The sequence below is a fragment of the Pseudomonas sp. NBRC 111133 genome (assembly GCF_001320605.1).
GTDB lineage: Bacteria > Pseudomonadota > Gammaproteobacteria > Pseudomonadales > Pseudomonadaceae > Aquipseudomonas > Aquipseudomonas monteilii.
This window is the reverse complement of the sequence record NZ_BCBJ01000002.1, coordinates 1-25,449: the sequence shown is the minus strand read 5'-3', so window position 1 is coordinate 25,449 and position 25,449 is coordinate 1. Positions and strand designations below refer to the sequence as shown.

The window sequence follows — 25,449 nt, the reverse complement described above, 5'->3', positions numbered from 1 at the left end:
AGGAAAACCAACAATGAACGCGCCTTTCGCCCCGCAACGCCAGACCCGTGACTACCAGGCAGCCGACGCCGCACACCATATCCATGCCTTCCTCGATCAGAAGGCGCTGAACGCCGAAGGGCCGCGGGTGATCGTGGGGGGCGAACGCATGCACCTGTGGGACAGCGAGGGCAAGCGCTACCTGGATGGCATGTCTGGCCTGTGGTGCACCCAGCTCGGTTATGGCCGCCGTGACCTGACGGCCGCCGCTGCCACGCAGATGGACCAGCTGGCGTACTACAACATGTTCTTCCACACCACCCACCCGGCGGTGATCGAGCTGTCCGAGTTGCTGTTCAGCCTGCTGCCGGGGCACTACAGCCACGCGATCTACACCAACTCGGGCTCCGAGGCCAACGAGGTGCTGATCCGCACCGTGCGCCGCTACTGGCAGGTGGTGGGTCAGCCAAGCAAGAAAATCATGATCGGCCGCTGGAACGGTTACCACGGTTCGACCCTGGCGGCCACTGCACTGGGCGGCATGAAGTTCATGCACGAAATGGGCGGGTTGATTCCGGACGTTGCGCACATCGATGAGCCGTACTGGTACGCAGAGGGTGGCGAGCTGACCCCGGCCGAGTTTGGCCGCCGTTGCGCCTTGCAGCTGGAGGAAAAAATCCTTGAGCTTGGCGCCGAGAACGTTGCCGGCTTTATTGCCGAGCCGTTCCAGGGCGCGGGCGGCATGATCTTCCCGCCGGAAAGCTACTGGCCGGAAATTCAGCGCATTTGCCGCCAGTACGACGTGCTGCTGTGCGCCGATGAGGTGATTGGCGGCTTTGGCCGCACCGGCGAGTGGTTTGCCCACGAATACTTCGGCTTCGAGCCCGACACCCTGTCGATCGCCAAGGGCCTGACCAGTGGCTACGTGCCCATGGGCGGCCTGGTGCTGAGCAAGCGCATTGCCGAGGCGTTGGTAGAGCGCGGTGGGGTGTTTGCCCATGGCCTGACCTATTCCGGCCACCCGGTGGCGGCGGCGGTGGCCATTGCCAACCTGAAGGCGCTGCGCGACGAAGGCATCGTGCACCAGGTGAAGGACGACACCGGGCCCTACCTGCAACGCATCCTGCGCGAGGTGTTCGCTGACCACCCGTTGATCGGCCAGGTGCAGGGTGCCGGACTGGTGGCGGCGTTGCAGTTTGCCGAGCACAAGCCAACGCGCAAGCGTTTTGCCAACGAGAACGACCTGGCCTGGCAGTGCCGTACGTTCGGTTTCGAGGAAGGGGTGATCATTCGCTCGACCCTGGGCCGGATGATCATGGCCCCTGCCTTGATCGCCAACCACAGCGAGCTGGATGAGCTGGTGGAGAAGACGCGGATTGCCGTGGACCGCACGGCCCGGTTGGTCGGCAAACTCTAACCCGCTCGCAAGCCCGACACATTTCTCTGTGGGAGCGGCCGAGCCCGCGAATCAGCCGCCGCAGTGCATGGCACCGGCTTCGCCGGTGTTCGCGGGTAAACCCGCTCCTACAGGAGACGCGCAGCCCTTCACCAAAAGACTGCTCCAAAGGTTTAAGGAGTACAAATGTACACCCTCGAATTCTGGCAACAACGCGCCTCGGACCTGTACCTCCCGTCGCAGGCACTTATCAGCGGCAAAGCCGTCCACGCCCAGGATGGCGCCACCTTCGCCGCCATCAACCCCGCCACCAACGCCGTACTGGCCCAGGTCACTGCCTGCGGCCAGGCTGAAGTCGACCTTGCAGTGGCCAGCGCCCGCCGGGCCTTCGAGCAAGGCCCGTGGCCACGCATGGCCCCCGGCGAGCGCAAGAAGGTGCTGCTGCGCCTGGCCGAGCTGATCATGGCCCATCGCGAAGAACTGGCCTTGCTGGACTCGCTGAACATGGGCAAGCCCGTCATGGATGCCTACACCATCGATGTGCCGGGCTCGGCCCAGGTGTTCGCCTGGTACGGCGAGGCGCTGGACAAACTCTACGACCAAGTGGCACCCACTGCACCCAACGCGCTTGCCACCATTACCCGGGAAGCGCTCGGTGTGGTCGCCGCCGTGGTGCCCTGGAACTTCCCGCTCGACATGGCCGCCTGGAAGCTGGCCCCGGCGCTTGCGGCCGGCAACAGCGTGGTACTCAAACCCGCCGAGCAATCCCCGTTCTCGGCCCTGCGTCTGGCCCAGCTGGCCCTGGAAGCGGGCTTGCCGGAAGGTGTGTTGAACGTGATACCGGGCCTGGGTGAGCAGGCGGGGCAGGCGCTGGGCCTGCACCCCGACGTAGACTGCCTGGTATTCACCGGCTCTACCCAGGTTGGCAAGTACTTCATGCAGTACTCGGCGCAGTCCAACCTCAAGCAAGTGTGGCTGGAATGCGGTGGCAAAAGCCCCAACCTGGTGTTCGATAACTGCCAAGACCTGGACCTGGCGGCGGAAAAGGCCGCCTTCGGCATTTTCTTCAACCAGGGCGAGGTATGCTCCGCCAACTCGCGGCTGTATGTGCAGCGCTCGATCCATGACGAATTCGTCGAGCGCCTGCAGGCCAAGGCACGCCAGTGGATGCCGGGTAACCCGCTGAACCCGGCAAGCCGCGCCGGTGCCATTGTCGATGCCGAGCAGACCGGCCGCATCGAGGCCGCCATTACCCGCGCCGGGCAAGAGGGCGCCAGGTTGGTGTGTGGCGGTCGGCGTTTGACTGTCGAAGGCTCGGACAACTACATCGAGCCGACCATTTTTGCCGGTGTCGAGGGGCGCATGCGCCTGGCGCGGGAGGAAGTGTTCGGGCCGGTGCTGGCGGTCAGCACCTTCGACACGGAAGAAGAGGCGGTGCGCCTGGCTAACGACAGCCTGTATGGCCTGGCTGCCTCGGTGTGGAGCGATGATTTCAATCAGGTGCACCGGGTGGCGCGGGCGTTGAAGGCCGGCACGGTGTCGGTGAACACGGTAGATGCGCTGGATGTGACGGTGCCGTTCGGCGGGGGCAAGCAGTCGGGGTTTGGCCGCGACTTGTCGCTGCATTCGTTCGACAAATATTCGCAGCTCAAGACCACCTGGTACCAGCTGCGCGCCTGATGCGTTGTTCATGAACTGCGTCGCCTGCTTCGCGGGTTCACCCGCGAAGAGGCCAGCGCAGGGCAGCGATCAGGCCTTGCTGTCGAGCAAGCGCTGATACCGCGACAGGCTCTCTTCCAGGTGTTTGCGCAGCGCCGTGCGCGCACTGGCTACGTCGCCCATGCTGATTGCCGACAGGATTGCCCCGTGTTCACGGGCGATTTTCTTGATATGCGCCAGGCGGTTCTTGCCGGTGACCTGCCCATGCTTGAGGTTCAGGTCGAGGATGATGTCCGGCCCCAGCGCCTCCAGCAGTTGGGTGAAGTGCGGGTTGCTAGTGGCGCGGGCAATCGCCAGGTGGAACTCGAAGTCGGCCTTGGCTTCTTCCTCTTGCGTGGCGCCGTCCAGCGAGTTGAAGCGGTCGAACGCCTCGGTGATCGCCGCCATGCTCGCAGGGCTGCGGCGCTCGGCGGCGCGGGCGACCGATTCGGTCTCGATGCCCAGACGCAGTTCAAGGATCTGCGCTGCAGCGCGTACATCATCGACAACGCTGTCGATGGCGAAGCCGATGCGCTTTACATCCTGCTCGACCACGAATACGCCCACACCCTGGCGAGCGATCAGGCGCCCGCCAAGGCGCAGCGAGGCCACCGCCTCGCGGATGACCGGGCGGCTGACGTTGAACTCTTTGCACAGCTCCTGTTCGGACGGCAGTTTGTCGCCCGGGCCGTAGGTGCCGTTGTCGATCCGGCTGGAAAGCTCCTGGATCACGGTTTCCGCCAGGTTGGCGCGGCGCGTGCCTAACGACGCATTCATAGAAGGGTTGCTCCTGAAACTGATTGGCTCATCACGGTTGATTCTCCGGCAGGTTGCGCGCAGCCCTGATGCCCCTTGCGGCTGGATCCGTAGCCAACCAGCGGTGATGTTGTCGGCATATGTTATCAAACATCTTACTAGTCAGGCTCACGCCCTGCTTTTTGATTGCGTGCATCGCTTGTCGCCGGAAAGATTATTTTACCTTCTCCCGTAGCATACACCCATTGACAGTTGCCTGCTGACTGTTATCTTACAAGTGCGATGGCGTTCCGGCCAATTCGCATGCGGTAAGCGATGTCGAGGTTCGTCCAACCACTACTGGGAGCTGAGCATGAATAACAACAAAGGAGGGCGTACAGCCCTCGCGACCGCGGTAACATTGCTGATGGCCATGGGGACGGCACACGCAGCAGACAGTGAAATCGTCAGGATCGGCTTCGCCGGCCCCCTGACCGGGCCTTCGGCGCACCAGGGACAGGACGTCGAGCATGGCATCCAGATCGCGGTGGAAGAGGCCAACCAGCAGCAGCTGAAAATCGGTGACAAGGTGGCCCGGTTCAAGCTGGTTTCCGAAGACGATGTCGCCGACCCGCGCACAGGCACTGCGGTGGCGCAGCGGCTGGTGGACTCGAAAGTGGCGGTGGTGATTGGTCACTACAACTCTGGCACCAGTATTCCCGCTTCGAAAATCTACGCCGCCGCCGGCATTCCGCAAATCTCGCCTTCGGCCACCAACCCCACCTTGACCCGCCAGGGTATCCCCTCGGTGTTTCGCACCGTCAATGACGACGCCACCCTCGGCCGTTATGCCGGCAATTACCTGGTCAGCCAGCTCAAGGCCCAGCGCATTGCCATCTTCGATGACCGCACTGCGTATGGCCAAGGCCTGGCCGATGAGGTGACCAAGGCGGTCAAGGCGGCGGGTGGCAACGTGGTGGTGCGCGAGTACACCAATGACAAGTCGACCGACTTCAATGCCATCCTCACCACGGCCAAGGCGCAAAAGGCCGATGCAGTGTTCTTTGCCGCCCTCGACTACCAGGCCGCCCCGATGGCCAAGCAGATGAAGAACCTGGGCCTGAAGGCGCGCTTCATGAACATCGGCAACCTGCCCAACGATTCGTTCAGGCAGATGGCCGGCAGCGCCGCCGAAGGCACCTACGCCTGGAACTACGGCACGCCGTTGCAGGACATGCCCAAGGGCGCGGCTTTCGAGCAGAAGCTCAAGGACAAGTTCGGCGTGGGCGTGGTGCAGTCGTCGCCCGCCGCCTATGACGCCACCTGGGCGGCAATCAACGCCATGGTCAAGGCCGGTTCCGACGACCCCAAAGTGTACCTGCCTGTGCTCAAGAGCCAGAGCTACGAAGGCGTCACCGGCACCATCGCCTTCGACGACCAGGGCAACCTGAAGAATCCGGCGGCCACCGTGTTCCAGTTCGCTGACGGCGGCTGGAAAACCCTGTCGGTCGAGCGCGACTAAGCAGCACCTCATAACAAGCAGGCGCCGGCCTGCGACATAACAAGAAGACTTTTCCCACCTGCCAGGCCTGTTGGCGTGTGGCGCTGAGCCGCCGCGCGCCGACGACAACGCAGTTTCGAGGATTCAGCGCGTGGACGGTAATTTCGATATCTTGTTGCAACAGGTCCTCAACGGCCTAGTGCTGGGCAGCATCTATGCCCTGGTAGCCCTGGGCTACACCATGGTCTACGGCATCATCGGCCTGATCAACTTCGCCCACGGCGAGGTGGTGATGGTTGGCGCCATGGTGACCATTTCGGTACTGACAATGCTCGCTGGCGCAGGCTTTGCCCCCGGGCTCATTACCTTGCTTCTGGCGATCATGGCCGCCGCGGTGGTGTGCATGCTGCTGGCCCAGGGAATGGAAAAGTACGCTTATCGGCCCTTGCGCAAAGCCCCGCGGTTAACCCCGCTGATTCTCGCCATTGGCATCTCCATCGCCCTGCAGAATCTGGCGATGATGATCTGGGGGCGCGGCTACAAGACCTTCCCTGAAGTGGTCGAGACGCAGCCGGTCGACGTGTTCGGCGCCACCATCACCAACGTGCAGCTGTCGATCATGCTGATAGCCGTGGTGATCATGCTTGGCCTGTGGCTGCTGGTGGACAAAACCCGCCTGGGCAAGGCCATGCGCGCCACCGCGCAAAACCAGGAAGTGGCCGGGTTGATGGGCATCAACATCAACCGCGTGATCAGCGCCACCTTCCTGATCGGCGCCAGCCTGGGTGCCATCGCCGGGGTAATGCGTGCGATCAACTATGGCCAGGCCGATGCCTACATGGGCTTGCTGCTGGGCCTGAAGGCGTTCTCGGCGGCGGTGCTGGGCGGTATCGGCAACCTGTTCGGCGCCATGGCCGGCGGCCTGTTGCTGGGGCTGATCGAGTCGCTGGCAGCGGGCTACACCGGCCAGATCACCGGCGGTTTCCTGGGCGCCAACTACCAAGACATCTTCGCCTTCGCGGTACTGATTCTGGTGTTGCTGTTCCGGCCAAACGGCCTGCTTGGCGAACGCCAGGCCGACCGGGCGTGAGGAGGCGGTCATGAAAAACCTCAAGACCCAGTACCTGCTGTTGATCCTCGGCTTCATTGCCTTGCCGTTCCTGATCGAGGCCATCCCCATGCTCGGCCCCACCTGGGTGCGCATCCTTGGCTTTGCCATGCTCTACGTGCTGCTGGCGTTGGGCCTGAACATCGTCATCGGTTACGCCGGGCTGCTCGACATGGGCTACATCGGCTTCTACGCCATTGGTGCCTACCTGTACGCACTGCTGGCCTCGCCGCACTTGCAAATGGCCGGCCTGATCGAGGCTGTGCTGGACTGGCCGGTGTGGGTGATCATCCCGCTGGCAGCCGTGGCCGCAGCCATTTGCGGTGTGCTGATCGGGGCGCCGGTGCTCAAGTTGCGCGGCGATTACCTGGCTATCGTCACCCTGGGTTTCGGCGAGATCATCCGCATTTTCATGAACAACCTGGACCAGCCGGTGAACCTCACCAACGGCCCCCAGGGCATCAGCAACATTGCCCCGCTGCACGTCGATTTCGGGCCATGGGCCCATGCGCCGGATGCAGGTGCGGCACCGGTGCTGTCGTTGCAGCAAAGCTGGAGCTTGCTCGGCCTGCAGGTTTCGCCGGTGATCAGCTACTACCTGTTCTTCCTGTTCATCGTCATCCTCTGCATCGTGCTGTCCAAGCGCCTGGAGGTGTCGCGCATCGGCCGTGCCTGGATGGCCCTGCGTGAAGACGAAGTGGCCGCCGAGGCCATGGGCCTGAACAAGCGCAACCTCAAGTTGCTGGCGTTCGCCATGGGCGCGACCTTTGGCGGGGTGTCTGGCGTGCTGTTCTCCAGCTACCAGGGCTTTGTCAGCCCCGAATCGTTCACCCTGATGGAGTCGATCATGGTGCTGGCCATGGTAGTGCTCGGCGGCATGGGCTCGATCCGTGGCGTGGTGCTGGGGGCGCTGATCCTGTCAGTGATGCCCGAGCTGTTCCGCGACCTGGTCAACTGGATCCAGCCATGGGTGATGGACAACGTTACCTTCATCAGCCGCGACATCCTGCGCAACGTGCTGGATGCCTCGACCCTGCGCATGCTGGTGTTCGGCCTGGCGCTGATCCTGGTCATGCGTTTCCGGCCCGAAGGGCTGTGGCCATCCGACCGCCGCCGTGCCGAGCTGCACGAGGGTGAAGCGCAAGCAGAGCCCCCGCCGGTCGTTGCAGTACCTCAACAGGCACCCTTCGAACTCCCGATCAAAGAGGCTGACAAGGCATGAGCGATATCCTTCTCGAACTGCATCAGGTCAGTAAATTCTTCGGTGGCCTGCAGGCCCTGCACGGCATCGACCTGAATATTCGCCGTGGCGAGATTCGCGGGCTTTTGGGCCCTAACGGTGCTGGCAAGACCACCCTGTTCAACGTGCTTACCGGCCTGTACCGGGCCGAACAGGGTCGTGTGATGTTCGACGGCAAGCCGCTGCGCATCAGCAAGCCGCACAAGGTGGTGGAGGCGGGTATTTCCCGCACCTTCCAGAACATTCGCCTGTTCCACAACATGACCGCCCTGGAAAACGTGATGATTGGCCGCCATGTGCGCACCCGCAGCGGTGTGTTCGGCGCCATCCTGCGTACCCCGGCCTGCGTGCGTGAAGAGCGCGAAATCCGCCAGGCCGCCCGTTACTGGCTGAATTACGTGGGCATCGGCCACCTGGCCGGCGAGTTGGCCAAGAGCCTGTCCTACGGCGACCAGCGTCGCCTGGAAATCGCCCGGGCACTGGCCACCGAACCCAAGCTGATTGCGCTCGACGAGCCGGCTGCAGGCATGAACGCCTCGGAAACCGAAGGCCTGCGCCAACTGATGTGCAAGATGCAGGCGGATGGCAAAACCGTGTTGTTGATCGAGCACGACGTGAAACTGGTGATGGGCCTGTGCGACCACATCACCGTACTTGAATTCGGTCGCAAGATCGCCGACGGCTTGCCGGCCGACGTGCGCAAGGATCCACGTGTGATCGAGGCTTATCTGGGTGCAGAGGCAGTGGCATGAAGAACATTCTGCAGGTGAGCGACCTGAAGGTCAGTTATGGCGCCATCCAGGCCATCAAGGGCATCGACCTGAGGGTGGGCGAGGGTGAGATGGTGGCGCTGATCGGCGCCAACGGCGCGGGCAAGACCACCACCTTGAAAACCCTGGCCGGACTACTGAAACCGAGTGCCGGCAGCATCACCTTCGATGGCAAGGCGCACGCGGCGATCAAGGGCCACGACCTGATCCGCGAAGGGCTGGCGCTGGTGCCGGAGGGGCGAGGGATCTTTCCCAAGCTGACGGTGCACGAAAACCTCGAAATGGGCGCCTTCAGCCGGCGCGACGGCAAGGACGCCATCGCTGCCGACATCGAGCGCATGTACGGTATCTTCCCGCGCCTGAAGGAACGCGCCTTCCAGCTGGCCGGCACCATGTCGGGTGGCGAGCAGCAGATGTTGGCGATTTCCCGGGCATTGATGGGGCGGCCCAAGCTGCTGTTGCTGGACGAGCCGTCCATGGGGTTGGCGCCGATCATCGTGCAGAAGATTTTCGAAACCATCGTCGAGGTGGTCAAGGGTGGGGTGACGTTGCTGCTGGTGGAGCAGAACGCCCGGCTGGCATTGCAGACCTGCCAGCGCGCTTACGTGATTGATGGTGGGCGCATCAGCCTGGAAGGCTGCGCCAAGACCTTGCTGCATGACGACCAGGTGAAGAAGGCCTACCTGGGCGAATGATTCACTCACAATGACAAGAGCGTCTGTCCTGGGGGTGAGCGTTTGTATCGCTGGCCTCTTCGCGGGCTTGCCCGCGAAGAGGCCGGTAAGCCCATGCCTGATTTTCGCCCTGGCGAGGCACACCAAAATGCTTAAATGTGTGGCGCGCTGTGAGCCGTCACTCCTGCCGCAAACTCAGGTTTCAGATGCCCCTGCTCATCCAGCAGATAAGCATCCATCACCTCCCGCACCACCGGCCCTGCCACCCGGCCCCCAGCCTCACCGTTCTCGATCATCACCGCCACCACCACACTCGGGTGGTCGGCCGGTGCAAAGCCGACAAACAAGGCGTTGTCACGGTGCCGCTCCAGGGTCTTGTTGCGGTTGTAGCGCTCACCTTGCTTGATCGCCACCACCTGCGCGGTACCACTCTTGCCGGCAATCCGGTACTGTGCCCCCGCTGCCGCCGCACGGGCGATGCCACGCGGGTCGTGCATGACCATCTGCATGCCCTGGCTGACCTGGTCCCAGGCATGTTTGTCGTGCAGCACGATGTTGGGCATCGGGTTAGGGTCGACTGGCGCATCGCCGCCCACGGTCATCGCCAGGTGGGGGCGGTGCCACACCCCTTTGCTCGCCAGCAGGCTGGTGGCCTGGGCCAGTTGCAGCGGGGTGACCTGCATGTAGCCCTGGCCAATGCCCAGGATCAGCGTTTCGCCCGGGAACCATGCCTGGCGGCGCGTGGCGCGCTTCCACTCGGCCGACGGCATCAGCCCGGAGGCTTCCTCGAACATGTCCAGTGACACCTTCTGGCCCAGCCCGAATTCGGCCATGTAGTCGTGCAGGCGGTCGATGCCCAGCTTGTGCGCCAGGTCGTAGAAGTAAGTGTCGTTGGAGCGCATGATGGCGGTGTACATGTCCACCCAGCCGTCGCCGCTGCGGTTCCAGTTGCGGTACTTGTGGTCGTAGTTGGGCAGCTCGTAGTAGCCCGGGTCGAATACACGGCTACCCGGGGTGATCACGCCGCTGTCGAGGCCTGCGATGGCTACCTCCGGCTTCACCGTCGAGCCTGGGGCATACAGGCCGCGCAGCACGCGGTTGAACAGCGGGCGGTCGATGGAATCGCGCAGTTCGGCGTACTGCTTGAAGCTGATGCCTTTGACGAACAGGTTGGGGTCGAAGCTGGGGTTGCTGACCATTGCCAGTACATCGCCATTGGCCGGGTCCAGCACCACCACCGAGCCGCGGCGGTCGCCCAGCGCTTTTTCTGCGGCTATCTGCAGGTGGGCGTCCAGGGTCAGGACGATGTCCTGGCCCGGGGTCGGGTCCTTGTGGTTGAGCACGCGCATCACCCGGCCCTGGGCGTTGGTCTCGACCTCTTCGTAGCCCACGTGGCCGTGCAGCTGGCTTTCGTAGAAGTGTTCGATGCCGGTCTTGCCGATCGATTGGGTGCCTCGGTACTCGGTACTGTCGAGGACCTTGGCCTCTTTCTCGTTGATACGCCCCACATAGCCTACCGAATGGGCGAAATGTTCGGCCAGCGGGTACTCGCGGATGAACTGCGGCTCAACCTCCAGGCCTGGCAGGCGGAACTGGTTCACGGCCACCAGGGCGATCTGCTCTTCGCTCAGGCCCACCATCAAGGTGACGGGCTCGAACGGTTTGCGGCCCCGGCGCAGGTCCTTGTCGAACTGCTTGCGGTCGTCGTCGGTCAGGCCCAGTACCTGGGTCAGGGCATCGAGCACCTTGGCCGAGTCGCCACCGGCCCGCTCGCGGGTCATGGTCAGGTCGAAGCTGGGTTTGTTGTCTGCCAATACCACGCCGTTGCGGTCGTAAATCAGCCCGCGTTCGGGGGCGATGGGCAGTACGTGCACGCGGTTGTTTTCCGACACGGCTGTCTGCTGGTCGTGCTGCAGCACCTGCAATACGTACAGCCGTCCCACCAGAACGGCACACAGGCTGAACACCAGGGCGGCGCAGGCCAGAAGCCGGCGGTTGACCAGGTGCTTTTCCTTTTCGTGGTCCTTGAGGGGGATGGGCTGTGGCATCAGGGCTCTTCTTTCTACGGGTATCGCGTTGGCCGTGCGGGCGCGCGAACGGGCGGGGGATGCTACGCAACACGCCCCGCAGCCTCAAGGTGAGTGGAGCCCATCAGAAAGCGCGTAGGGGCTGTGTGCCCCGTGATCAGGGCGCTGGCGCACATCATGAAGATTTGTTCATGGCTAACCCTGGGTGAAGGGGATTGGGGGCGATTCTGGTGTATTTGTGGATCCATAGATAAAATTTGTGCGATAAACGAACAAGAAATCATTTATAGAATAAATGTATAAGCTGTTGAAAATACGTAATAAAATTTTATTTTAGTCGTTTTATTTCTTTGTTAACCGCGTTTCACCCCGAGCCTCCACCTTCGAAGTGATTGTTTGTGGATCCACTATCTGGTTGATTAGCGCCTGACAACGGCCGGAGCCCTCCAGCCGTATGCGACAACAATTACAAAAAGGGTCCAGTCATGAGTGGTTTTCCAGGGCTACGGAACCGTCAGGGTTCCTTGCGCTTTGCCTGCGTGTGCGTATCTGTTCTCCCACCTGTGAACCGGCAGGTGACCTTATGAATGCCGATCTCAAGCAACGCCTGGACAACGACCCGATGGGCCGCTTCCAGTGCCTGGCCATTGGTATTTGCATCATCCTCAACATGATCGATGGCTTCGACGTACTGGTGATGGCCTTCACGGCTGCCTCGGTGTCTGCCGAGTGGGGCCTGAACGGGGCACAGGTAGGGCTGCTGCTCAGCGCCGGCCTGTTCGGCATGGCGGCCGGCTCGTTGTTCATTGCGCCGTGGGCCGACCGCTTTGGTCGCCGCCCGCTGATCCTGCTGTGTTTGGCGCTGTCTGGTGTCGGCATGCTGCTTTCGGCGATGAGCCAAACCCCGTTGCAACTGGCGTTGCTGCGTGGCCTGACCGGGCTGGGCATCGGCGGCATCCTGGCCAGCAGCAACGTGATTGCCAGTGAGTACGCCAGCAAACGCTGGCGCGGGCTGGCGGTGAGCCTGCAGTCCACCGGCTACGCCCTGGGCGCGACGTTGGGCGGCTTGCTGGCGGTGTGGCTGCTGGGGCAATGGGGCTGGCGCTCGGTGTTCCTGTTTGGCGGCATTGTCACCGTGCTGGTGATCCCGCTGGTGCTGCTGTGGTTGCCGGAGTCGCTGGACTTTCTGCTGGCACGTCGCCCGGCCAATGCGCTGGCACGGGTCAATCGCCTGGCCGTTCGCCTCGGCCAGCCGGCGCTGGCACAACTGCCAACACCCACTGCAAGGGAACAGGGCGCCGCCAGCGGCTTCCGGCAACTGCTGGCGCCTGCCATGCGCCGCACCACGCTGGTGATCTGGCTGCTGTTTTTCCTGGTCATGTTCGGCTTCTACTTCGTCATGAGCTGGACGCCGAAACTGCTGGTCGCCGCTGGCCTGTCGGCACAGCAGGGCATTACCGGCGGGGTGCTGCTGAGCGTCGGCGGCATCCTCGGTGCGGCGCTGATCGGCGGCCTGGCTTCGCGTTGGCCGCTGACGCGGGTGCTGGCGTTGTTCATGCTTATCACCGCAGCGCTGCTGGTGTTGTTCGTGGCCAATGGCGAGTCGGTCAGTGCGGCGCTGGCGCTGGGGCTGCTGATCGGGCTGTTTTCCAATGGCTGCGTGGCCGGGCTGTATGCGTTGTCGCCGGTGGTCTATGACGCTTCGGTACGTGCGACAGGCGTGGGTTGGGGCATCGGCATCGGGCGCATGGGGGCGATCCTGTCGCCCACCGTGGCCGGTGTGTTGCTCGATGGTGGCTGGCAACCGCTGCACCTGTACGGGGTGTTCGCCAGCGTGTTCGTGCTGGCGGCAGGGTGCTTGCTGTTGCTGCGACCGGTGGCCAAGCCGGCACCTGCTCTACCTACCGATGCATTGAGCCACTAAGTGCCGCCCGGCCTGGCCGGGCACCTGAATGCAGCTTATCGCCCCAGGTGTCTGTTGGTCTGGGGCTGGCGGCTGCGCCCAAGTAAAGCGGAGAACAATAATAATGATGCACACAACTTGCACGCTGGCCCGTTCGGTCCTGGCGGTATCGCTGGCGCTTGGCCTGGGTTTGCCGGCCTGGGGCGAGGAGGGAGGCTTCCTTGACGATGCCAAGGCCGGGCTGACCCTGCGCAACTATTACTTCAACCGCGATTTCCGCGACCCGGGGGCGGCCAAGAGCAAGGTCGAAGAATGGGCCCAGGGCTTCATCTTCAAGTTCAGCTCTGGCTACACCCCGGGGGTGATCGGTGTTGGCCTGGACGGTATCGCCATGTTCGGTGTGAAGCTGGACAGCGGCGGTGGCACCAGCGGTTCCGAATTGCTGCCGGTGCACGATGACGGGCGTGCAACCGACGATTATGGCCGGGCAGGGTTGGCGGCGAAGCTGCGTATTTCCGCGACCGAACTGAAGGTTGGTGAGCTGCTGCCCGACATCCCTCTGCTGCGCTACGACGATGGCCGCCTGCTGCCGCAGACATTCCGTGGGGCGATGCTTGATTCGCGAGAGATCGAAGGCTTGAGTCTGCAGGTCGGCCAGTACCGTGAAGTAAGCCTGCGCAACTCGTCCGACATGCAAGACCTTTCTGCCTGGGCCGCGCCCGGGGTCACCTCGGACGGCTTCAACTACGCCGGTGCCGAGTACCGCTTCAACCAGCAGCGCACACTGATCGGTGCCTGGCATTCGCAGCTGGAGGACATCTTCCAGCAAAGCTACTTCAACCTGCTGCACAACCAACGGGTGGGGGAGTGGACGTTGGGGGCCAATCTTGGCTATTTCATCGACCGGGATGACGGCCAGGCGCGCATCGGCGACATCCAGAGCCGTACGGGTTACGCCTTGCTGTCGGCCTCGCACAGTGGCCACACGCTGTACCTGGGGTTGCAGAAGGTCAGTGGCGACAGCCAGTGGATGTCGGTGTATGGCAGCAGTGGCCGTACCTTGGGCAACGACATGTTCAACGGCAACTTCAGCAACGCCGACGAGCGCTCGTGGCAAGTGCGTTATGACTACAACTTTGCCGCATTGGGGGTGCCAGGGCTGTTGGCCATGGTGCGTTACGGGCATGGTGAGAACGCGACCACGGCGGCCGGCCGCAATGGCAAGGAGTGGGAGCGCGATACCGAAGTGAACTACACCTTCCAGAGCGGGGCGTTGAAAAACCTTAACATCCGGCTGAACAACGCGACCAACCGGCGTAGCTTCAACAGTGATTTCGATCAGACCCGCCTGATTGTCAGCTATCCGCTGTCGCTATAAAGCTTTTACCGCGCCGCCTTTAAGGCATTGGGGCTGCGCAGCAGCCCCAATGACACGCCGCACCGTCTCTCGTATTGCCCGAACAAACCAACAGCACCTCCCCGCCATACGCTAAGATGCCCGCTCATGTCCCTGGAAGTAGCCCAGATGAGCAAGCCTGGTCAAATGGTGCTGGTCGCGTTGCGCAAGATGATCGCCTCGGGCGAGCTTGCAGCTGGCGAGCGCTTGATGGAAGTCCCCACCGCCGAACTGTTCGGCGTGTCACGCATGCCGGTGCGCATGGCGTTTCGCACCCTTGAGCAGGAAGGTCTGCTGGTGCGTTTTGGCGGTCGGGGTTTTCAGGTGCGTTCGGTCAGTGCCGATGACATCGCCGGCGCCGTCGAGGTACGCGGCGTACTGGAAGGCCTGGCTGCCCGCCAGGCTGCGGAACGTGGCCTGTCAGCCCAGGCCCGCGAAGCGCTGCAACGTTGCCTGGTCGAAGGCGACCAGTTGTTCGACAAGGGCTTCGTCACCGAGGAAGACCTGCAGGCCTACCACGACCTCAACATGCGCTTTCACCAGGTTATCATCGAAGCCAGCCACAACCCGGCCATCGCCGATGCCCTGGCGCGCAACGATCACCTGCCGTTTGCCTCCGTCACAGCGCTGGCCGTGGACCGCCACGACCTGCCCCGCGAATACCGGCGCTTCAACTTCGCGCACATGCAACACCATGCGGCGTTCGATGCCTTGGTCAATCGCCAGGGCGCCCGCGCCGAAGCCATCATGCGCGAGCACGCCAACGCCACCTTGCGCTACGCCGAAACCTTCGGCGGGGCAACGGTGGAAGAGGGCATGAAGGTGATTCTGCCCTCGTCGTAGGCCGGTTCAGATATCCAGCACCAGCAGGGGTGTCTTCGAGCGCGAGCAGCAGGGCGTGAACTGGTCGTTCAGCGCCTGCTCTTCGTCGGTCAGGAACATGTCGCGATGGTCTGGCGTGCCTTGCAGCACGCGCGTCAGGCAGGTGCCGCAAATGCCCTGTTCGCACGACACCGCAACCTCGATGCCGTGCTGTTCCAGTACCTGCACCACCGTCTGGTCGGCAGGCACCTCGAACACCCGGCCGGTGCTGCCGACCTGTACCGAGAAGCTGCCGTCGTTGCTGGCATCCACCGGCGCTGCGGCAAAATATTCCCGATGCAGGCAAGCCTCCTGCCAGCCCAGGCCCCTGGCGCTGTCCAGCACATGCTGCATGAAACCACCTGGCCCACACACATACAGGTGTACATCCGGCTGCGGGTTATCCAGCACCCGGGCGATGTCCAGTGCCGTTTCCGGCTGCTCGTCAAAATGCACGAACAGGCGGTCGGCGAAAGGCGCTTTACGAATGCGTTCAACAAAGGCGGCACGCTCACTCGAGCGGGCGCAGTAGTGCAGTTCGAAATCCCCACCGCTTTGCGCCAGCTGCTCGGCCATGCATAGGATAGGGGTAATCCCGATACCTCCGGCAAACAGCACACTGCGCCGAGCCCCTTCCGCCAGCGGGAACAGGTTGCGGGGTTCGCTGATGCGCAGGCGTGCGCCGGCCTGTACCTGCTCGTGCAGGCGGCGTGAACCACCCCGCGAGGCCGGGTCGTTGAGCACACCGATCAGGTAGCGGTGGCGCTCTTCGGGGTGGTTGCACAAGGAATACTGGCGCACCAGCCCATCGGGCAAGTGCACATCTATATGTGAGCCCGCGCTGAACGCGGGCAGCAGGCTGCCATCCGCTGCTGCCAGCTCGAAGCTGCAAATGCCCTGCGCTTCATCGTTGCGGGAAACCACTATGGCATCGATCATCTTGGCTTCTCCTCAGGCAGGGCTAGCGCTGGTGGCAATCAGTTGTGGTTGCGGCATGCGCTCTTTGGCAATCAGCCGCTCCAGGATCTTGCGCGACTGCACGCCACCGGCATCGATGTTCAGCTTCAGCAGGTTGCGTTCCGGGTAGGCCAACAGGTTCTGTTGCTGGCGCTCCAGCATCTCCAGGTCTTCGCTGAAGATCTTGCCCTGGCCTTCCCGGATGTTGTCGGTCAGCGCCTGGTCCTGCGCCGCAAAATTGCGCGCCATGCCCCAGAAGTACCAGATCGAGGTGTCGCTCTCTGGCGTGATGAAGTCCACCACGATGCTCGACGCCTTATGCTGCGCCTGCGCGTGGTAGCCCCCTTTGCCGGCATGCGCCACGCCCACTTCGATCAGCACATGGCTGGGCGGGGTGAAGCGGCAGATCTGCCAGCGGTCCACCGGCACATCGTCTGCCAGCCCGTTGCCACGCAGGGCCATGCGCCAGAAGGGCGGGGCCATGATGTTTTCCATGTGCCGGGCGGTGACCACTTCGTCGCCGATGACGGTGGTGACGGGCGGTGCCTCGTCGATTTCTTTCTGGCCGATGCTGGAGGCGTGCACGTAGGTTTCGTGGGTGAGGTCCATCAGGTTGTCAATCATCAGGCGGTAGTCGCAACCGATATGGAACAGCCCACCGCCATAGGCCCACTCTTCATTGACGGCCCATTCCAGGTGCGGGATCAGCGCCGGGTCGGCCAGCGCCTGGTCGCCGGGCCAGACCCAGATGAAGCCATAGCGCTCGACGGCGGCGAAGGTTTTGTTGCAGGGAAAGCCCCGTACCCGCTGGCCCGGCATCGACACGGTCTTGCCATCGCAGCCCATCACCAGGCCGTGGTAACCACACACCAGGTTGCCGTCTTCAACGTAACCCAGCGACAACGGCGCACCACGGTGCGGGCAGAAGTCCTCCACGGCGGCCACGCGGTTTTCCTGGGCGCGGTAGAACACGATCTTCTCGCCGCAGATCTGTCGGCCCAAGGGTTTGGTGGCGATTTCGTCGGGGGTGCAGGCTACGTACCAGGTGTTTTTGGGGTACATGGGGGAGGCTCTCCGGGTTTTGTTTTTATTTAATGGATCCATTAGAGCCAGGCCTGCCTTCCTTGGTCAACACAAAAATCTATGAATAACGATGTTATGGGCGATTATCGGATCTATAATGGATCCATAATTGATGGCGTACCGCGTTCCCTGTGGGAGCGGGTTCACCCGCGAACACCGGCGTAGCCGGTGCCATACACCGCGTTGCGCCTTCGCAGGTAGTCGCGTATCGCCATTCGGGTGGTGGCGATGACCACGGCCCTCACGACGGATTTCGCATCGAGTGGTGGTATGTCACCGCCAACCTCAAGGACGCCCAGGGGCGCGACTGGGGCGCGCAGTGGACGCTGTTCCGCTCGGCACTGCGCCCCGGCCCAGAAACCGCTGACTGGAACAGCCCGAACCTGTGGATGGGGCATGCGGCTTTGACCGGCCCGGGTGGGCATCAGTCTGGCGAAAGCCTGGCGCGCGGTGGTATCGGCCAGGCCGGCGTGCACGCCCAGCCGTTTCGGGCGTGGATTAATGACTGGGTATTGCAGGGCAACGATGGCATCGAAAGCCTGCGGATGAGCGCCAGTGGTGAAGCGTTCCGCTACGACTTGCGCTTACGCAGTGAGCGGCCCTTGGTGCTGCACGGCGACCAGGGTTACAGCGAAAAATCTGGCAAGGGGCAGGCTTCCTATTATTACAGCCAGCCTTTTTACCGCGTGCACGGGGAGGTGGAGCGTGATGGCCTGTGCATTGCTGTCACTGGTCAGGCCTGGCTGGACCGGGAATGGAGCAGCCAGCCGCTGGCTGCCGGGCAGACGGGATGGGACTGGTTTTCCCTGCATCTGGACAGTGGCGCCAAGCTGATGCTGTTCCAGGTGCGCGAGGCGCAGGGTGAAGCGTATCGCGCCGGCACTTGGGTAGGCCCGCAAGGAGAGGTGGAGGCGCTTCATGGGGAGCAGATCCAGATGCAGGCGCTTGCTTTGGTGACTCAGAAAAATGACAAGCAGGTGCCAACGCGCTGGCGGGTGCAGGTACCAGCGCATGGGGTAGATATACACGTGGATGCAGTGGAACCGCAGGCATGGATGGATACGCGGTTTCCGTATTGGGGAGGGCCGGTGCGGTTGACGGGGAGTGCGGGTGGGCGCGGGTATCTGGAGATGACCGGATACTAGCCTCAGCCCATTCAATCCTTGATCAGGCCCCTTAACACGGTCCGTGCTTCCTCGGTACGCAAACAGTCGATAAACAGCCGGCTCTCCCGCGCCACCGTCGCCTCCAGCTCGGCCCGCTGGCTGTCCTTGAGCAGCCGCTTGCTGATACGCAGCGCCGCCTGCGGGTAGCCTTGCAGCTGCTGCGCAAGCCGCCGGGCGGCGGCCAGGCACTGTTCGCCATCCTCATGCAGCTCGTTGGCCAGCCCCCAGGCCACCATCTGTTCGCCATTGAGCAGTTCATTGCCCAGCAGCAAGCGGGCCGCACGGGCCTGGCCAAGCAAGCGAGGCAGCAGCAGGCTGGAGCCAAACTCCGGGCACACACCCAGTGGCGCGAACGGCATGCGCAGCTTGGTCGAACGGCTGACAAGCACCTGGTCGCAATGCAACAGCAAGGTGGCACCAATGCCGATGGCCGCGCCACTGACTGCCGCGATCAGCGGCTTGTCCAGGCCCATCACCACCCGCATCAGGCGAAATACCGGGCTGTCCAGATCACCGGGCGGGTTGTCGAGAAAATCGCGCAGGTCGTTGCCCGCGGTGAAGCACTGCGGCCCACCGGTGATGATGATTGCCTCCACACCCGGGTCTTCACTGGCCGCCAACAGCAGGTCACCCAGCCGCTGGTACATGGCCGTGTTCAGTGCGTTGAGCTTGTCGGGGCGGTTGAAGGCCAGGGTCAGCAGGCCCTGGTCCAGGTCGCGTGTGATCAGGTCGTTCATGGCAGCCGCTTTTGTTGTTGTGGGCAGGAGAGCCAAGGGTTTATCACGCACGCCGGCTTGTTGTACAGTCGTTCAGTCCAGCCCCCGAACCGAGAGCCGCCCATGAACCAGGAAGCCCGCTACCACCGCATGCTGCCGGAATTGCGCAAAGCCAACCTGGTCGAAGCGACCCTGGTGTGCCTCAAGCGCCATGGCTTCCAGGGGGCTTCGATCCGCAAGATCTCGGCCGAGGCGGGGGTTTCGGTAGGGCTGATCAGCCACCACTACGCCGGCAAGGACGAACTGGTGGCCGAGGCCTACCTGGCGGTTACCGGGCGGGTGATGGGCCTGTTGCGTGAAGCCATGGCCCAGGCCGCGCCCAATGCCCGCGAGCGGTTGTCGGCGTTTTTCCGCGCTTCGTTCTGCGCAGAGTTGCTCGACCCGCAACTGCTTGACGCCTGGCTGGCGTTCTGGGGCGCGGTCAAGACAGCTGATGCAATCAACCAGGTGCACGACCATTCCTATGGCGAGTACCGCAAGGAGCTGAGCCAGCTGCTGGCCTCGCTCGCCGGGGATGAGGGCTGGCAGGGCTTCGATGCCGACCTCGCCGCCATTAGCCTCAGCGCCTTGCTCGACGGCCTGTGGCTGGAGTCGGGGCTCAACCCCGGCACCTTCACGCCCGAGCAGGGCGTGACTATCTGCGAAGCCTGGGTCGATGGCCTGCAAGCCGGTGGTCGGCGCCGTTTCAGCCTGCCCGAGGGCTGTTGATCGCCTGTTCAGTAACGAGTACGCTGCTGGCGCGAGTGTGTAGAACAACACCAATAAAAAGAGACGACACGCAATGACGCCTCGGGTATTGATCGTCGATGACGATCCGCTTATTCGTGACTTGCTGCAGGCCTATCTTTCCCAGGAAGGCTACGACGTACACTGCGCTGATACGGCAGAAAAAGCCGAAGCCTTGCTCGGCAGCCAGGATGTCGACCTGGTGCTGCTGGATATCCGCCTGCCCGGCAAGGACGGCCTCACCCTGACCCGCGAGCTGCGGGTGCGCTCGGAGGTGGGCATCATCCTCATCACAGGGCGCAACGACGACATCGACCGTATCGTTGGCCTGGAATGCGGCGCCGATGACTACGTGATCAAACCGCTCAACCCCCGTGAGCTGGTGTCGCGCGCCAAAAACCTGATCCGCCGCGTGCGCCATGCTCGCGAAGTGCACCCCGTGCCGGCCTGTGCGCAGTCGCTGAAGCAGTTTGCCGACTGGGCGCTGGACACCGACCGCCGCCGCCTGATTGACGCGCGCGGGGGGCAAACCCTGCTCACCCACGGTGAATTCCAGTTGCTCAGCGTGTTTCTGCGCAACAGCGGCCATACCCTCAGCCGTGATCAGTTGATGGACCAGATTCGCAACCGTGAGTGGGTGCCCAACGACCGTTCCATCGACGTGCTGGTCGGCCGCCTGCGGCGCAAGCTGCACGATGACCCGGCCGAGCCGCAACTGATCATCACCATCCACGGTACCGGCTACCTGTTCACTGCCAGCGTGGCAGCATGACCCCCCGCGCCTTGGGGGTGGCGCTGGTGCTGCTCGCCGCGCAGGCCGGTGCGGCCGAGACGGTGCGCTATTGCGACTACCCGGTGTACCCGCCGATCTCCTGGAGCGATGGCCACCAGGTGCGCGGCCTGGCGCCGACCGTAGTGCGCGAGCTGTTCACCCGCATGGGCTACGACGTGCAGACGGTAGTGCTGGGCAACTGGAAGCGCTGCCTGATGGACGCCGCCGCCGGGCGAGTGGACGTGGTATTGGCCTACAACAGCGACCAGCGTGACCAGCGCATGCGTTTTTCCACCGAGCCGGTGGTACGCGAAGAGGTGGCGGTGTTCTACAACCGCCTTCGGCCGGTTCGGTTCCAGCGCGTGGAGGACCTTGCGGGCTACCGTGGCGGCCTGCTGTACGGTGAAAGCTACGGCGCCGAATTCGACCGCTTCGTGGCCCGCCACCAGAACATCGAGCGTGTGTCTTCCAGCCAGCAGAACTTCGGCAAGCTGATCCGTGGGCGCATCGATTATGTGATCCAGGAGCGGCGCACCGGCCAACTGTTCATCGAGCACCTGCCCGGGGCGCAGGATATCCGCGTATTGCCCAGCGCCCTGAGCGTGGACTACCTGCGCGTTGCGGTGTCGCGGCGATCACCCCTGAACCGGCACATGGACGAAATCGACGCGCAGTTGCAGCGTATGAACCAGGCCGGAGAGATCGCGCGCTGGCTGGAGCAGAGTGAAGTCACCTACAGGGACATGATCAACCTGCCGGTGGATGCCCGATGATCCCGCTGCGCGCTGACGGCCTGCTGCGCCGCCTGCTGTTGTTCATCCTGTTGTTCAGCTTGTGCTTCACCGTGCTGGCCAGCGGGGTGCAGCTGTACTTCGAGTACCGCCGCGAGATGCGCGACATTGACGCGCGTATGGCGCTGATCCGTGCCGGCTATCTGGCCAGCCTGGAGCGCAGCTTGTGGGACCTGGACGAGGCGCAGCTGGACACCCAACTGCGCGGCCTGGTGGACTTTTCCGATGTGGCCCGGGTGCGCCTGGTCAGCGACGACTTCCAACTGCAGCGAGGGGCGGCCGAGCCCAAAGGGCCGCTGCGCGTCGAGCGCTTCCCGCTCGACTTTCAGCCCCCTTCGGGGCCTGCCAGGCACCTGGGTGAGCTGGAAGTGACCATTGACCTGGGGGCCGTGCATCAGCGGCTGTATGCCACCGGCTTGACCAGCCTGCTGTGGATGGGCGTGTTTTTGTGCGGGTTGGCGGTGGCGCTGTCGGGGCTTTTCTACCGACTGGTCACCCGCCATCTGCAAGTGATGGCCGAGTTCGCTCGCCGTATTGGCGCCGGCCAGTGGCAGGAGCCGTTGCGGCTGGGCCGTCGCCCTTCATCGCGCCCGGATGAAATCGACACGGTGGCCAATGCCTTGGACGATATGCGCCGCGCCATCCTCAGCGACATCGAGCGCCGCGAGCGTGATCGGCTTGAACTGCAGGACAAGCGCGACGAACTGCAGGCCATGGTCGAGCGGCGTACCGCCAGCCTGGCCCGGGCCAAGGACGAGGCCGAGGCTGCCAACCTGGCCAAGTCGCGCTTTCTGGCGACCATGAGCCATGAGCTGCGTACGCCGCTTAACGGCATTCTGGGCATGGCCGAATTGTTGCGTGGCGGGCGGTTGGAGTTGCCTGACCGTCAGCGCGTCGAGGCCTTGTACAAGGCCGGCGAGGGGCTGCTGGCGATTCTCAACGAGGTGCTGTATTTCGCCCGGCTCGAAGAAGGCGAGAGCCGGGCCGAGCGGGTGGATTTTTCCTTGCGCCAACTGTGCCAGGAAGTGTTGACGCTGCTTGAGCCCATGGCCAAGGACAACGGCGACACGTTGCACCTGCATATCGATGAGCAGCTGGGCGAGTACCAGCACGGTGCCGAGCAGTACCTGCGTCAGGTGCTCAGCAACCTGCTGGCCAATGCCATCAAGTTCACCGAGCACGGCCAGGTGCAGCTTGGGGTGCGGGTGCTTGCCAGTAGCGAACACGCGCAGCGCTTGCGGCTGTCGGTCAGTGACAATGGCATCGGCATCGAGCCCGCCGTGCAGGCGAAAATCTTCGACCGCTTCGTCCAGGCCAGCGAGGCCGTGGCCCGTCGCTATGGCGGCACCGGCCTGGGCCTGGCGATCTGCAAGCACCTGGTGGAAAAACTGGGCGGCAGCATCGGCCTGGACAGCGTGCCGGGGCAGGGCAGTTGCTTCTGGTTCGAGCTCGAAATGGCCCACGGGCAACCCGTGCCGGGCCGGTCACCCGCCATGCCGCCCATGCCCAGCCTGGATATCCTGGTGGTCGAAGACGTGGCACTGAACCGCGAGGTGGCGAGTGGGTTGCTGCTGCGCGATGGCCATCGGGTGAGCTTTGCCGAAGACGCCGGGCAGGCCCTGCAGGTTTGCGCGCAGCTTCGCTTCGACCTGATCCTGCTGGACGTACACTTGCCGGGCATGAGTGGGGTGGAACTGTGCCAGAGGCTGCGTGCCTCGCCCGGACCGAACCGCGCCAGCCGGATTCTGGCGCTGACGGCCGGGGTGCAACCGGGGCAGGTATCGGGTTATCTGGCGGCCGGCATGCAGGGGGTATTGGCCAAGCCGTTGCGGTTGGAGACCCTGCGCAAGGCGTTGGCCGAAGTGGCGCCCAGCGAAGGGGGCGGCACTGACGCAGACATGGACTGGTCGCTGCTGGAGACCCACCGTTCGCTGCTGGGTGAGCAGAAACTGCAGGGCTTGCTGAAGGTGCTGCGCCAGTCACTGGAGCAGCACGCCACGGCACTGACCGAGGCGCTGCTGGCCCAGGACGATACCGAAGTGCTGCACCTGGCCCATCGTTTGGCCGGCAGTTGCGACTCCCTGGGCTTTTCTGGCCTGGCGGTGCTATTGCGCTGCCTTGAAGAGGCGGCCCGGCAGCACGACGAACAGGCGTTGAAGGCGCTTGGCGAGCCATTGGCAAGCCAGCTCGGTCAGGCCCGCGCCACCCTGGAGCAGCTGATCCAGGGCTGACGTACAAAAAACTTACGACTTTTTACATCTTCGATCCGTTCGTACAACGGCGCCTTACATCTGTTTCCAATAATCCATGGCAACCGTGCTGTACGCGGTCCATGAGGCTTACTGGAGACAAGAACAATGACATGCCCTAGTGCTCAGCCCTTCCTTCGTACCACCCCGCGCACCGGCCGTAATGGCGAGGTGCACCATGACTGACACCCACGAGAAGATCCAGCTCACCCGCGCACTGAAAAGCCGCCACATCTTCATGTTGTCGCTGGGCGGCGTGATCGGCACCGGCCTGTTCATGGGCTCGGGCGTGACCATCAACCAGGGTGGCCCGGTGGGCGCGATCCTGGCCTACCTGGTGGCAGGCTTGCTGATGTATCTGGTGATGGTCTGCCTGGGTGAGCTGTCGGTGCAGATGCCGGTGTCCGGCTCGTTCCAGGCCCACGCCACCAAGTTCATCGGCCCCGCCACCGGCTTCATGATCGGCTGGGTGTACTGGATGAGCTGGGCCACTACGGTGGGCCTGGAGTTCACCGCCGCCGGCATGCTGATGACCCGCTGGTTTCCCGAGGTGCCGATCTGGTACTGGTCGGCGCTGTTCGTGGTCGTGCTGTTCGGCCTCAACGCCTTGGCCACCCGCGCTTTTGGCGAGGCGGAGTACTGGTTCTCGGGCATCAAGGTGGCGACCATCCTTGGTTTCATTGTCATTGGCTTGTTGGTGATTTTTGGCGCCATCCCGCTGAGCAGCGGGGCACCGGCACCGATGCTGGACAACCTGGTGGGCGAGTCGCTGTTCCCACACGGCCTGTCGGCAGTCTTCGCCGTGATGATGACCGTGGTCTATGCCTTCCAGGGGTGTGAAATCATGGGGGTGGCAGCCGGTGAGACCGAGCACCCGGAAAAGAGCATCCCGCGGGCCGTGCGCAACGTGGTGTTCCGTGTGCTGATCTTTTATGTGCTAGCGATTGCCGTGCTGTCGGCCATCGTGCCGTACGAGCAGGCCGGCTTGATGGAAAGCCCGTTCGTACAGGTGTTCGACATGGTCGGCATCCCTTACGCCGCCGACCTGATGAACTTCGTCATCCTTACCGCCATCCTGTCAGTGGGCAACTCCGGGCTGTATGCGTCCACGCGCATTCTGTGGGCCATGTCCAAGAGCGGCATGGCGCCGAAAAGCCTGTCGCCGCTGAGCAAGCGTGGTGTGCCGCTGCGGGCGCTGAGCATCACCCTGTGCTTTGCGTTGATCTCGTTGATGACCAGCTTCATTGCCGCCGACACCCTGTTCATGGTGCTGATGGCGGTGAGCGGCATGTCCGGCACCGTGACCTGGATCGTCATTGCCCTGGCGCAATACCGCTTCCGCAAAGCCTACCTGCGTGAAGGTGGGCAACTGCAAGGGTTGAAGTACAGGGCGCCGCTGTACCCGTTGGTGCCGCTGCTGTGCATCACCTTGTGCAGTTCGCTGTTTGTGTTCCTGGCGCTGGATGAAACCCAGCGGCCGTCGCTGTACTGGGGCTTTGGCTTCATTGCCCTGTGCTATGCGGCGTACTTCTTTGTCAATCGCCGTCGGCAGGGGGCCTTGGAGGCAAGTGCACCGGGGATTTGATGCCGTAGTCCGTTGGTTGCTGGTGTTCGTCGCAGCATGTTTGTTGCCCGTGAGAT

Annotated in this window: 21 protein-coding genes; 16 read left to right on the top strand and 5 right to left on the bottom strand. The window is 63.2% G+C overall.

From position 1 onward, the window contains the following. Positions 1-13 precede the first annotated feature (13 nt). Both APH36_RS01330 and APH36_RS01325 read left to right on the top strand, forming a co-directional pair. Complete coding sequence (locus APH36_RS01330) at positions 14-1,396, top strand: aspartate aminotransferase family protein (protein ID WP_060497157.1); 1,383 nt, start codon at positions 14-16, stop codon at positions 1,394-1,396. A gap of 165 nt (positions 1,397-1,561) precedes the next feature. After that, positions 1,562-3,055: an aldehyde dehydrogenase gene (locus APH36_RS01325; RefSeq protein ID WP_060497156.1), complete on the top strand. Its 1,494-nt coding sequence runs from the start codon at positions 1,562-1,564 to the stop codon at positions 3,053-3,055. 69 nt (positions 3,056-3,124) lie between these two features. Here APH36_RS01325 and APH36_RS01320 read toward each other — a convergent pair whose 3' ends face one another. Next, complete coding sequence (locus tag APH36_RS01320) at positions 3,125-3,850, bottom strand: FadR/GntR family transcriptional regulator (RefSeq protein WP_060497155.1); 726 nt, start codon at positions 3,848-3,850, stop codon at positions 3,125-3,127. Between the two features lie 331 nt (positions 3,851-4,181). On the opposite strand from APH36_RS01320, the gene APH36_RS01315 reads away from it, so the two are divergent. The 5 genes from APH36_RS01315 to APH36_RS01295 all read left to right on the top strand — a co-directional run bounded on the left by APH36_RS01315 (position 4,182) and on the right by APH36_RS01295 (position 9,122). Next, the gene (locus APH36_RS01315; RefSeq protein ID WP_225521840.1) at positions 4,182-5,330 is read left to right on the top strand and encodes a branched-chain amino acid ABC transporter substrate-binding protein; all 1,149 of its coding nucleotides are present in this window, start codon (positions 4,182-4,184) and stop codon (positions 5,328-5,330) included. Positions 5,331-5,460: 130 nt separating this feature from the next. Beyond that, positions 5,461-6,399, top strand: a complete 939-nt coding sequence (locus tag APH36_RS01310) for a branched-chain amino acid ABC transporter permease (protein ID WP_060497153.1) — start codon at positions 5,461-5,463, stop codon at positions 6,397-6,399. 10 nt (positions 6,400-6,409) lie between these two features. Further along, positions 6,410-7,639, top strand: coding sequence for an ABC transporter ATP-binding protein (locus tag APH36_RS01305; RefSeq protein WP_060497152.1), 1,230 nt, complete (start codon positions 6,410-6,412; stop codon positions 7,637-7,639). Beyond that, on the top strand, positions 7,636-8,409 hold the full coding sequence (locus tag APH36_RS01300; RefSeq protein WP_060497151.1) for an ABC transporter ATP-binding protein: 774 nt from the start codon (positions 7,636-7,638) through the stop codon (positions 8,407-8,409). Before APH36_RS01305 ends, APH36_RS01300 begins: the two co-directional genes overlap by 4 nt. Next, positions 8,406-9,122, top strand: coding sequence for an ABC transporter ATP-binding protein (locus APH36_RS01295; RefSeq protein ID WP_060497150.1), 717 nt, complete (start codon positions 8,406-8,408; stop codon positions 9,120-9,122). The genes APH36_RS01300 and APH36_RS01295 overlap by 4 nt, the downstream gene beginning before the upstream one ends. A 131-nt stretch (positions 9,123-9,253) precedes the next feature. Here the strand turns inward: APH36_RS01295 and mrdA are convergent, their stop codons facing one another. Then, on the bottom strand, positions 9,254-11,149 hold the full coding sequence (gene mrdA / locus APH36_RS01290; RefSeq protein WP_060497149.1) for a penicillin-binding protein 2: 1,896 nt from the start codon (positions 11,147-11,149) through the stop codon (positions 9,254-9,256). Positions 11,150-11,711: 562 nt separating this feature from the next. On the opposite strand from mrdA, the gene APH36_RS01285 reads away from it, so the two are divergent. The 3 genes from APH36_RS01285 to APH36_RS01275 all read left to right on the top strand — a co-directional run bounded on the left by APH36_RS01285 (position 11,712) and on the right by APH36_RS01275 (position 15,270). Next, positions 11,712-13,052 (top strand): MFS transporter, encoded by a 1,341-nt coding sequence (locus APH36_RS01285; protein ID WP_060497148.1) that lies wholly within the window; start codon positions 11,712-11,714, stop codon positions 13,050-13,052. A 103-nt stretch (positions 13,053-13,155) separates the two neighbouring features. Then, positions 13,156-14,409, top strand: a complete 1,254-nt coding sequence (locus APH36_RS01280) for an OprD family porin (protein WP_177337065.1) — start codon at positions 13,156-13,158, stop codon at positions 14,407-14,409. 147 nt (positions 14,410-14,556) lie between these two features. Beyond that, entirely contained in the window at positions 14,557-15,270 is a 714-nt protein-coding gene (locus tag APH36_RS01275) for a GntR family transcriptional regulator (RefSeq protein WP_060497147.1), read from the top strand. A 6-nt stretch (positions 15,271-15,276) separates the two neighbouring features. Here APH36_RS01275 and APH36_RS01270 read toward each other — a convergent pair whose 3' ends face one another. Both APH36_RS01270 and APH36_RS01265 read right to left on the bottom strand, forming a co-directional pair. Continuing rightward, entirely contained in the window at positions 15,277-16,227 is a 951-nt protein-coding gene (locus APH36_RS01270; protein ID WP_060497146.1) for a PDR/VanB family oxidoreductase, read from the bottom strand. Between the two features lie 12 nt (positions 16,228-16,239). Next, positions 16,240-17,307 carry an aromatic ring-hydroxylating dioxygenase subunit alpha gene (locus APH36_RS01265; protein ID WP_060497145.1) on the bottom strand — a complete coding sequence of 356 codons (1,068 nt, stop codon included), beginning with the start codon at positions 17,305-17,307 and terminating at the stop codon, positions 16,240-16,242. A 152-nt stretch (positions 17,308-17,459) separates the two neighbouring features. Here APH36_RS01265 and APH36_RS01260 point away from each other — a divergent pair, with 152 nt between their 5' ends. Then, on the top strand, positions 17,460-18,473 hold the full coding sequence (locus tag APH36_RS01260; RefSeq protein WP_306303025.1) for a lipocalin-like domain-containing protein: 1,014 nt from the start codon (positions 17,460-17,462) through the stop codon (positions 18,471-18,473). A gap of 11 nt (positions 18,474-18,484) precedes the next feature. On the opposite strand, the gene APH36_RS01255 is transcribed toward APH36_RS01260, so the two are convergent. Further along, entirely contained in the window at positions 18,485-19,231 is a 747-nt protein-coding gene (locus APH36_RS01255; RefSeq protein WP_060497144.1) for an enoyl-CoA hydratase-related protein, read from the bottom strand. A gap of 102 nt (positions 19,232-19,333) precedes the next feature. Here APH36_RS01255 and APH36_RS01250 point away from each other — a divergent pair, with 102 nt between their 5' ends. From APH36_RS01250 to APH36_RS01230, 5 genes are all read left to right on the top strand, one after another. Then, on the top strand, positions 19,334-19,978 hold the full coding sequence (locus APH36_RS01250) for a TetR family transcriptional regulator C-terminal domain-containing protein (RefSeq protein ID WP_060497143.1): 645 nt from the start codon (positions 19,334-19,336) through the stop codon (positions 19,976-19,978). 73 nt (positions 19,979-20,051) lie between these two features. Then, positions 20,052-20,768 (top strand): response regulator, encoded by a 717-nt coding sequence (locus tag APH36_RS01245; protein WP_016715658.1) that lies wholly within the window; start codon positions 20,052-20,054, stop codon positions 20,766-20,768. Continuing rightward, entirely contained in the window at positions 20,765-21,541 is a 777-nt protein-coding gene (locus APH36_RS01240; protein WP_060497142.1) for an ABC transporter substrate-binding protein, read from the top strand. Before APH36_RS01245 ends, APH36_RS01240 begins: the two co-directional genes overlap by 4 nt. Further along, positions 21,538-23,790 (top strand): hybrid sensor histidine kinase/response regulator, encoded by a 2,253-nt coding sequence (locus tag APH36_RS01235; protein WP_060497141.1) that lies wholly within the window; start codon positions 21,538-21,540, stop codon positions 23,788-23,790. The genes APH36_RS01240 and APH36_RS01235 overlap by 4 nt, the downstream gene beginning before the upstream one ends. Positions 23,791-23,986: 196 nt before the next feature. Continuing rightward, complete coding sequence (locus tag APH36_RS01230) at positions 23,987-25,393, top strand: amino acid permease (protein WP_060497140.1); 1,407 nt, start codon at positions 23,987-23,989, stop codon at positions 25,391-25,393. The last annotated feature ends 56 nt before the right edge of the window (positions 25,394-25,449 follow it).

Bases quoted from the DNA above. Each gene is read 5' to 3' on its own strand.
- APH36_RS01265 (WP_060497145.1), bottom strand. From the start codon at position 17,307: ATGTACCCCAAAAACACCTGGTACGTAGCCTGCACCCCCGACGAAATC.
- APH36_RS01240 (WP_060497142.1), top strand. From the start codon at position 20,765: ATGACCCCCCGCGCCTTGGGGGTGGCGCTGGTGCTGCTCGCCGCGCAG.
- APH36_RS01270 (WP_060497146.1), bottom strand. From the start codon at position 16,227: ATGATCGATGCCATAGTGGTTTCCCGCAACGATGAAGCGCAGGGCATT.
- APH36_RS01250 (WP_060497143.1), top strand. From the start codon at position 19,334: ATGAACCAGGAAGCCCGCTACCACCGCATGCTGCCGGAATTGCGCAAA.
- APH36_RS01285 (WP_060497148.1), top strand. From the start codon at position 11,712: ATGAATGCCGATCTCAAGCAACGCCTGGACAACGACCCGATGGGCCGC.
- APH36_RS01255 (WP_060497144.1), bottom strand. From the start codon at position 19,231: ATGAACGACCTGATCACACGCGACCTGGACCAGGGCCTGCTGACCCTG.
- mrdA (WP_060497149.1), bottom strand. From the start codon at position 11,149: ATGCCACAGCCCATCCCCCTCAAGGACCACGAAAAGGAAAAGCACCTG.
- APH36_RS01325 (WP_060497156.1), top strand. From the start codon at position 1,562: ATGTACACCCTCGAATTCTGGCAACAACGCGCCTCGGACCTGTACCTC.
- APH36_RS01295 (WP_060497150.1), top strand. From the start codon at position 8,406: ATGAAGAACATTCTGCAGGTGAGCGACCTGAAGGTCAGTTATGGCGCC.
- APH36_RS01230 (WP_060497140.1), top strand. From the start codon at position 23,987: ATGACTGACACCCACGAGAAGATCCAGCTCACCCGCGCACTGAAAAGC.
- APH36_RS01235 (WP_060497141.1), top strand. From the start codon at position 21,538: ATGATCCCGCTGCGCGCTGACGGCCTGCTGCGCCGCCTGCTGTTGTTC.
- APH36_RS01275 (WP_060497147.1), top strand. From the start codon at position 14,557: ATGAGCAAGCCTGGTCAAATGGTGCTGGTCGCGTTGCGCAAGATGATC.
- APH36_RS01280 (WP_177337065.1), top strand. From the start codon at position 13,156: ATGATGCACACAACTTGCACGCTGGCCCGTTCGGTCCTGGCGGTATCG.
- APH36_RS01305 (WP_060497152.1), top strand. From the start codon at position 6,410: ATGAAAAACCTCAAGACCCAGTACCTGCTGTTGATCCTCGGCTTCATT.
- APH36_RS01330 (WP_060497157.1), top strand. From the start codon at position 14: ATGAACGCGCCTTTCGCCCCGCAACGCCAGACCCGTGACTACCAGGCA.
- APH36_RS01245 (WP_016715658.1), top strand. From the start codon at position 20,052: ATGACGCCTCGGGTATTGATCGTCGATGACGATCCGCTTATTCGTGAC.
- APH36_RS01320 (WP_060497155.1), bottom strand. From the start codon at position 3,850: ATGAATGCGTCGTTAGGCACGCGCCGCGCCAACCTGGCGGAAACCGTG.
- APH36_RS01300 (WP_060497151.1), top strand. From the start codon at position 7,636: ATGAGCGATATCCTTCTCGAACTGCATCAGGTCAGTAAATTCTTCGGT.
- APH36_RS01315 (WP_225521840.1), top strand. From the start codon at position 4,182: ATGAATAACAACAAAGGAGGGCGTACAGCCCTCGCGACCGCGGTAACA.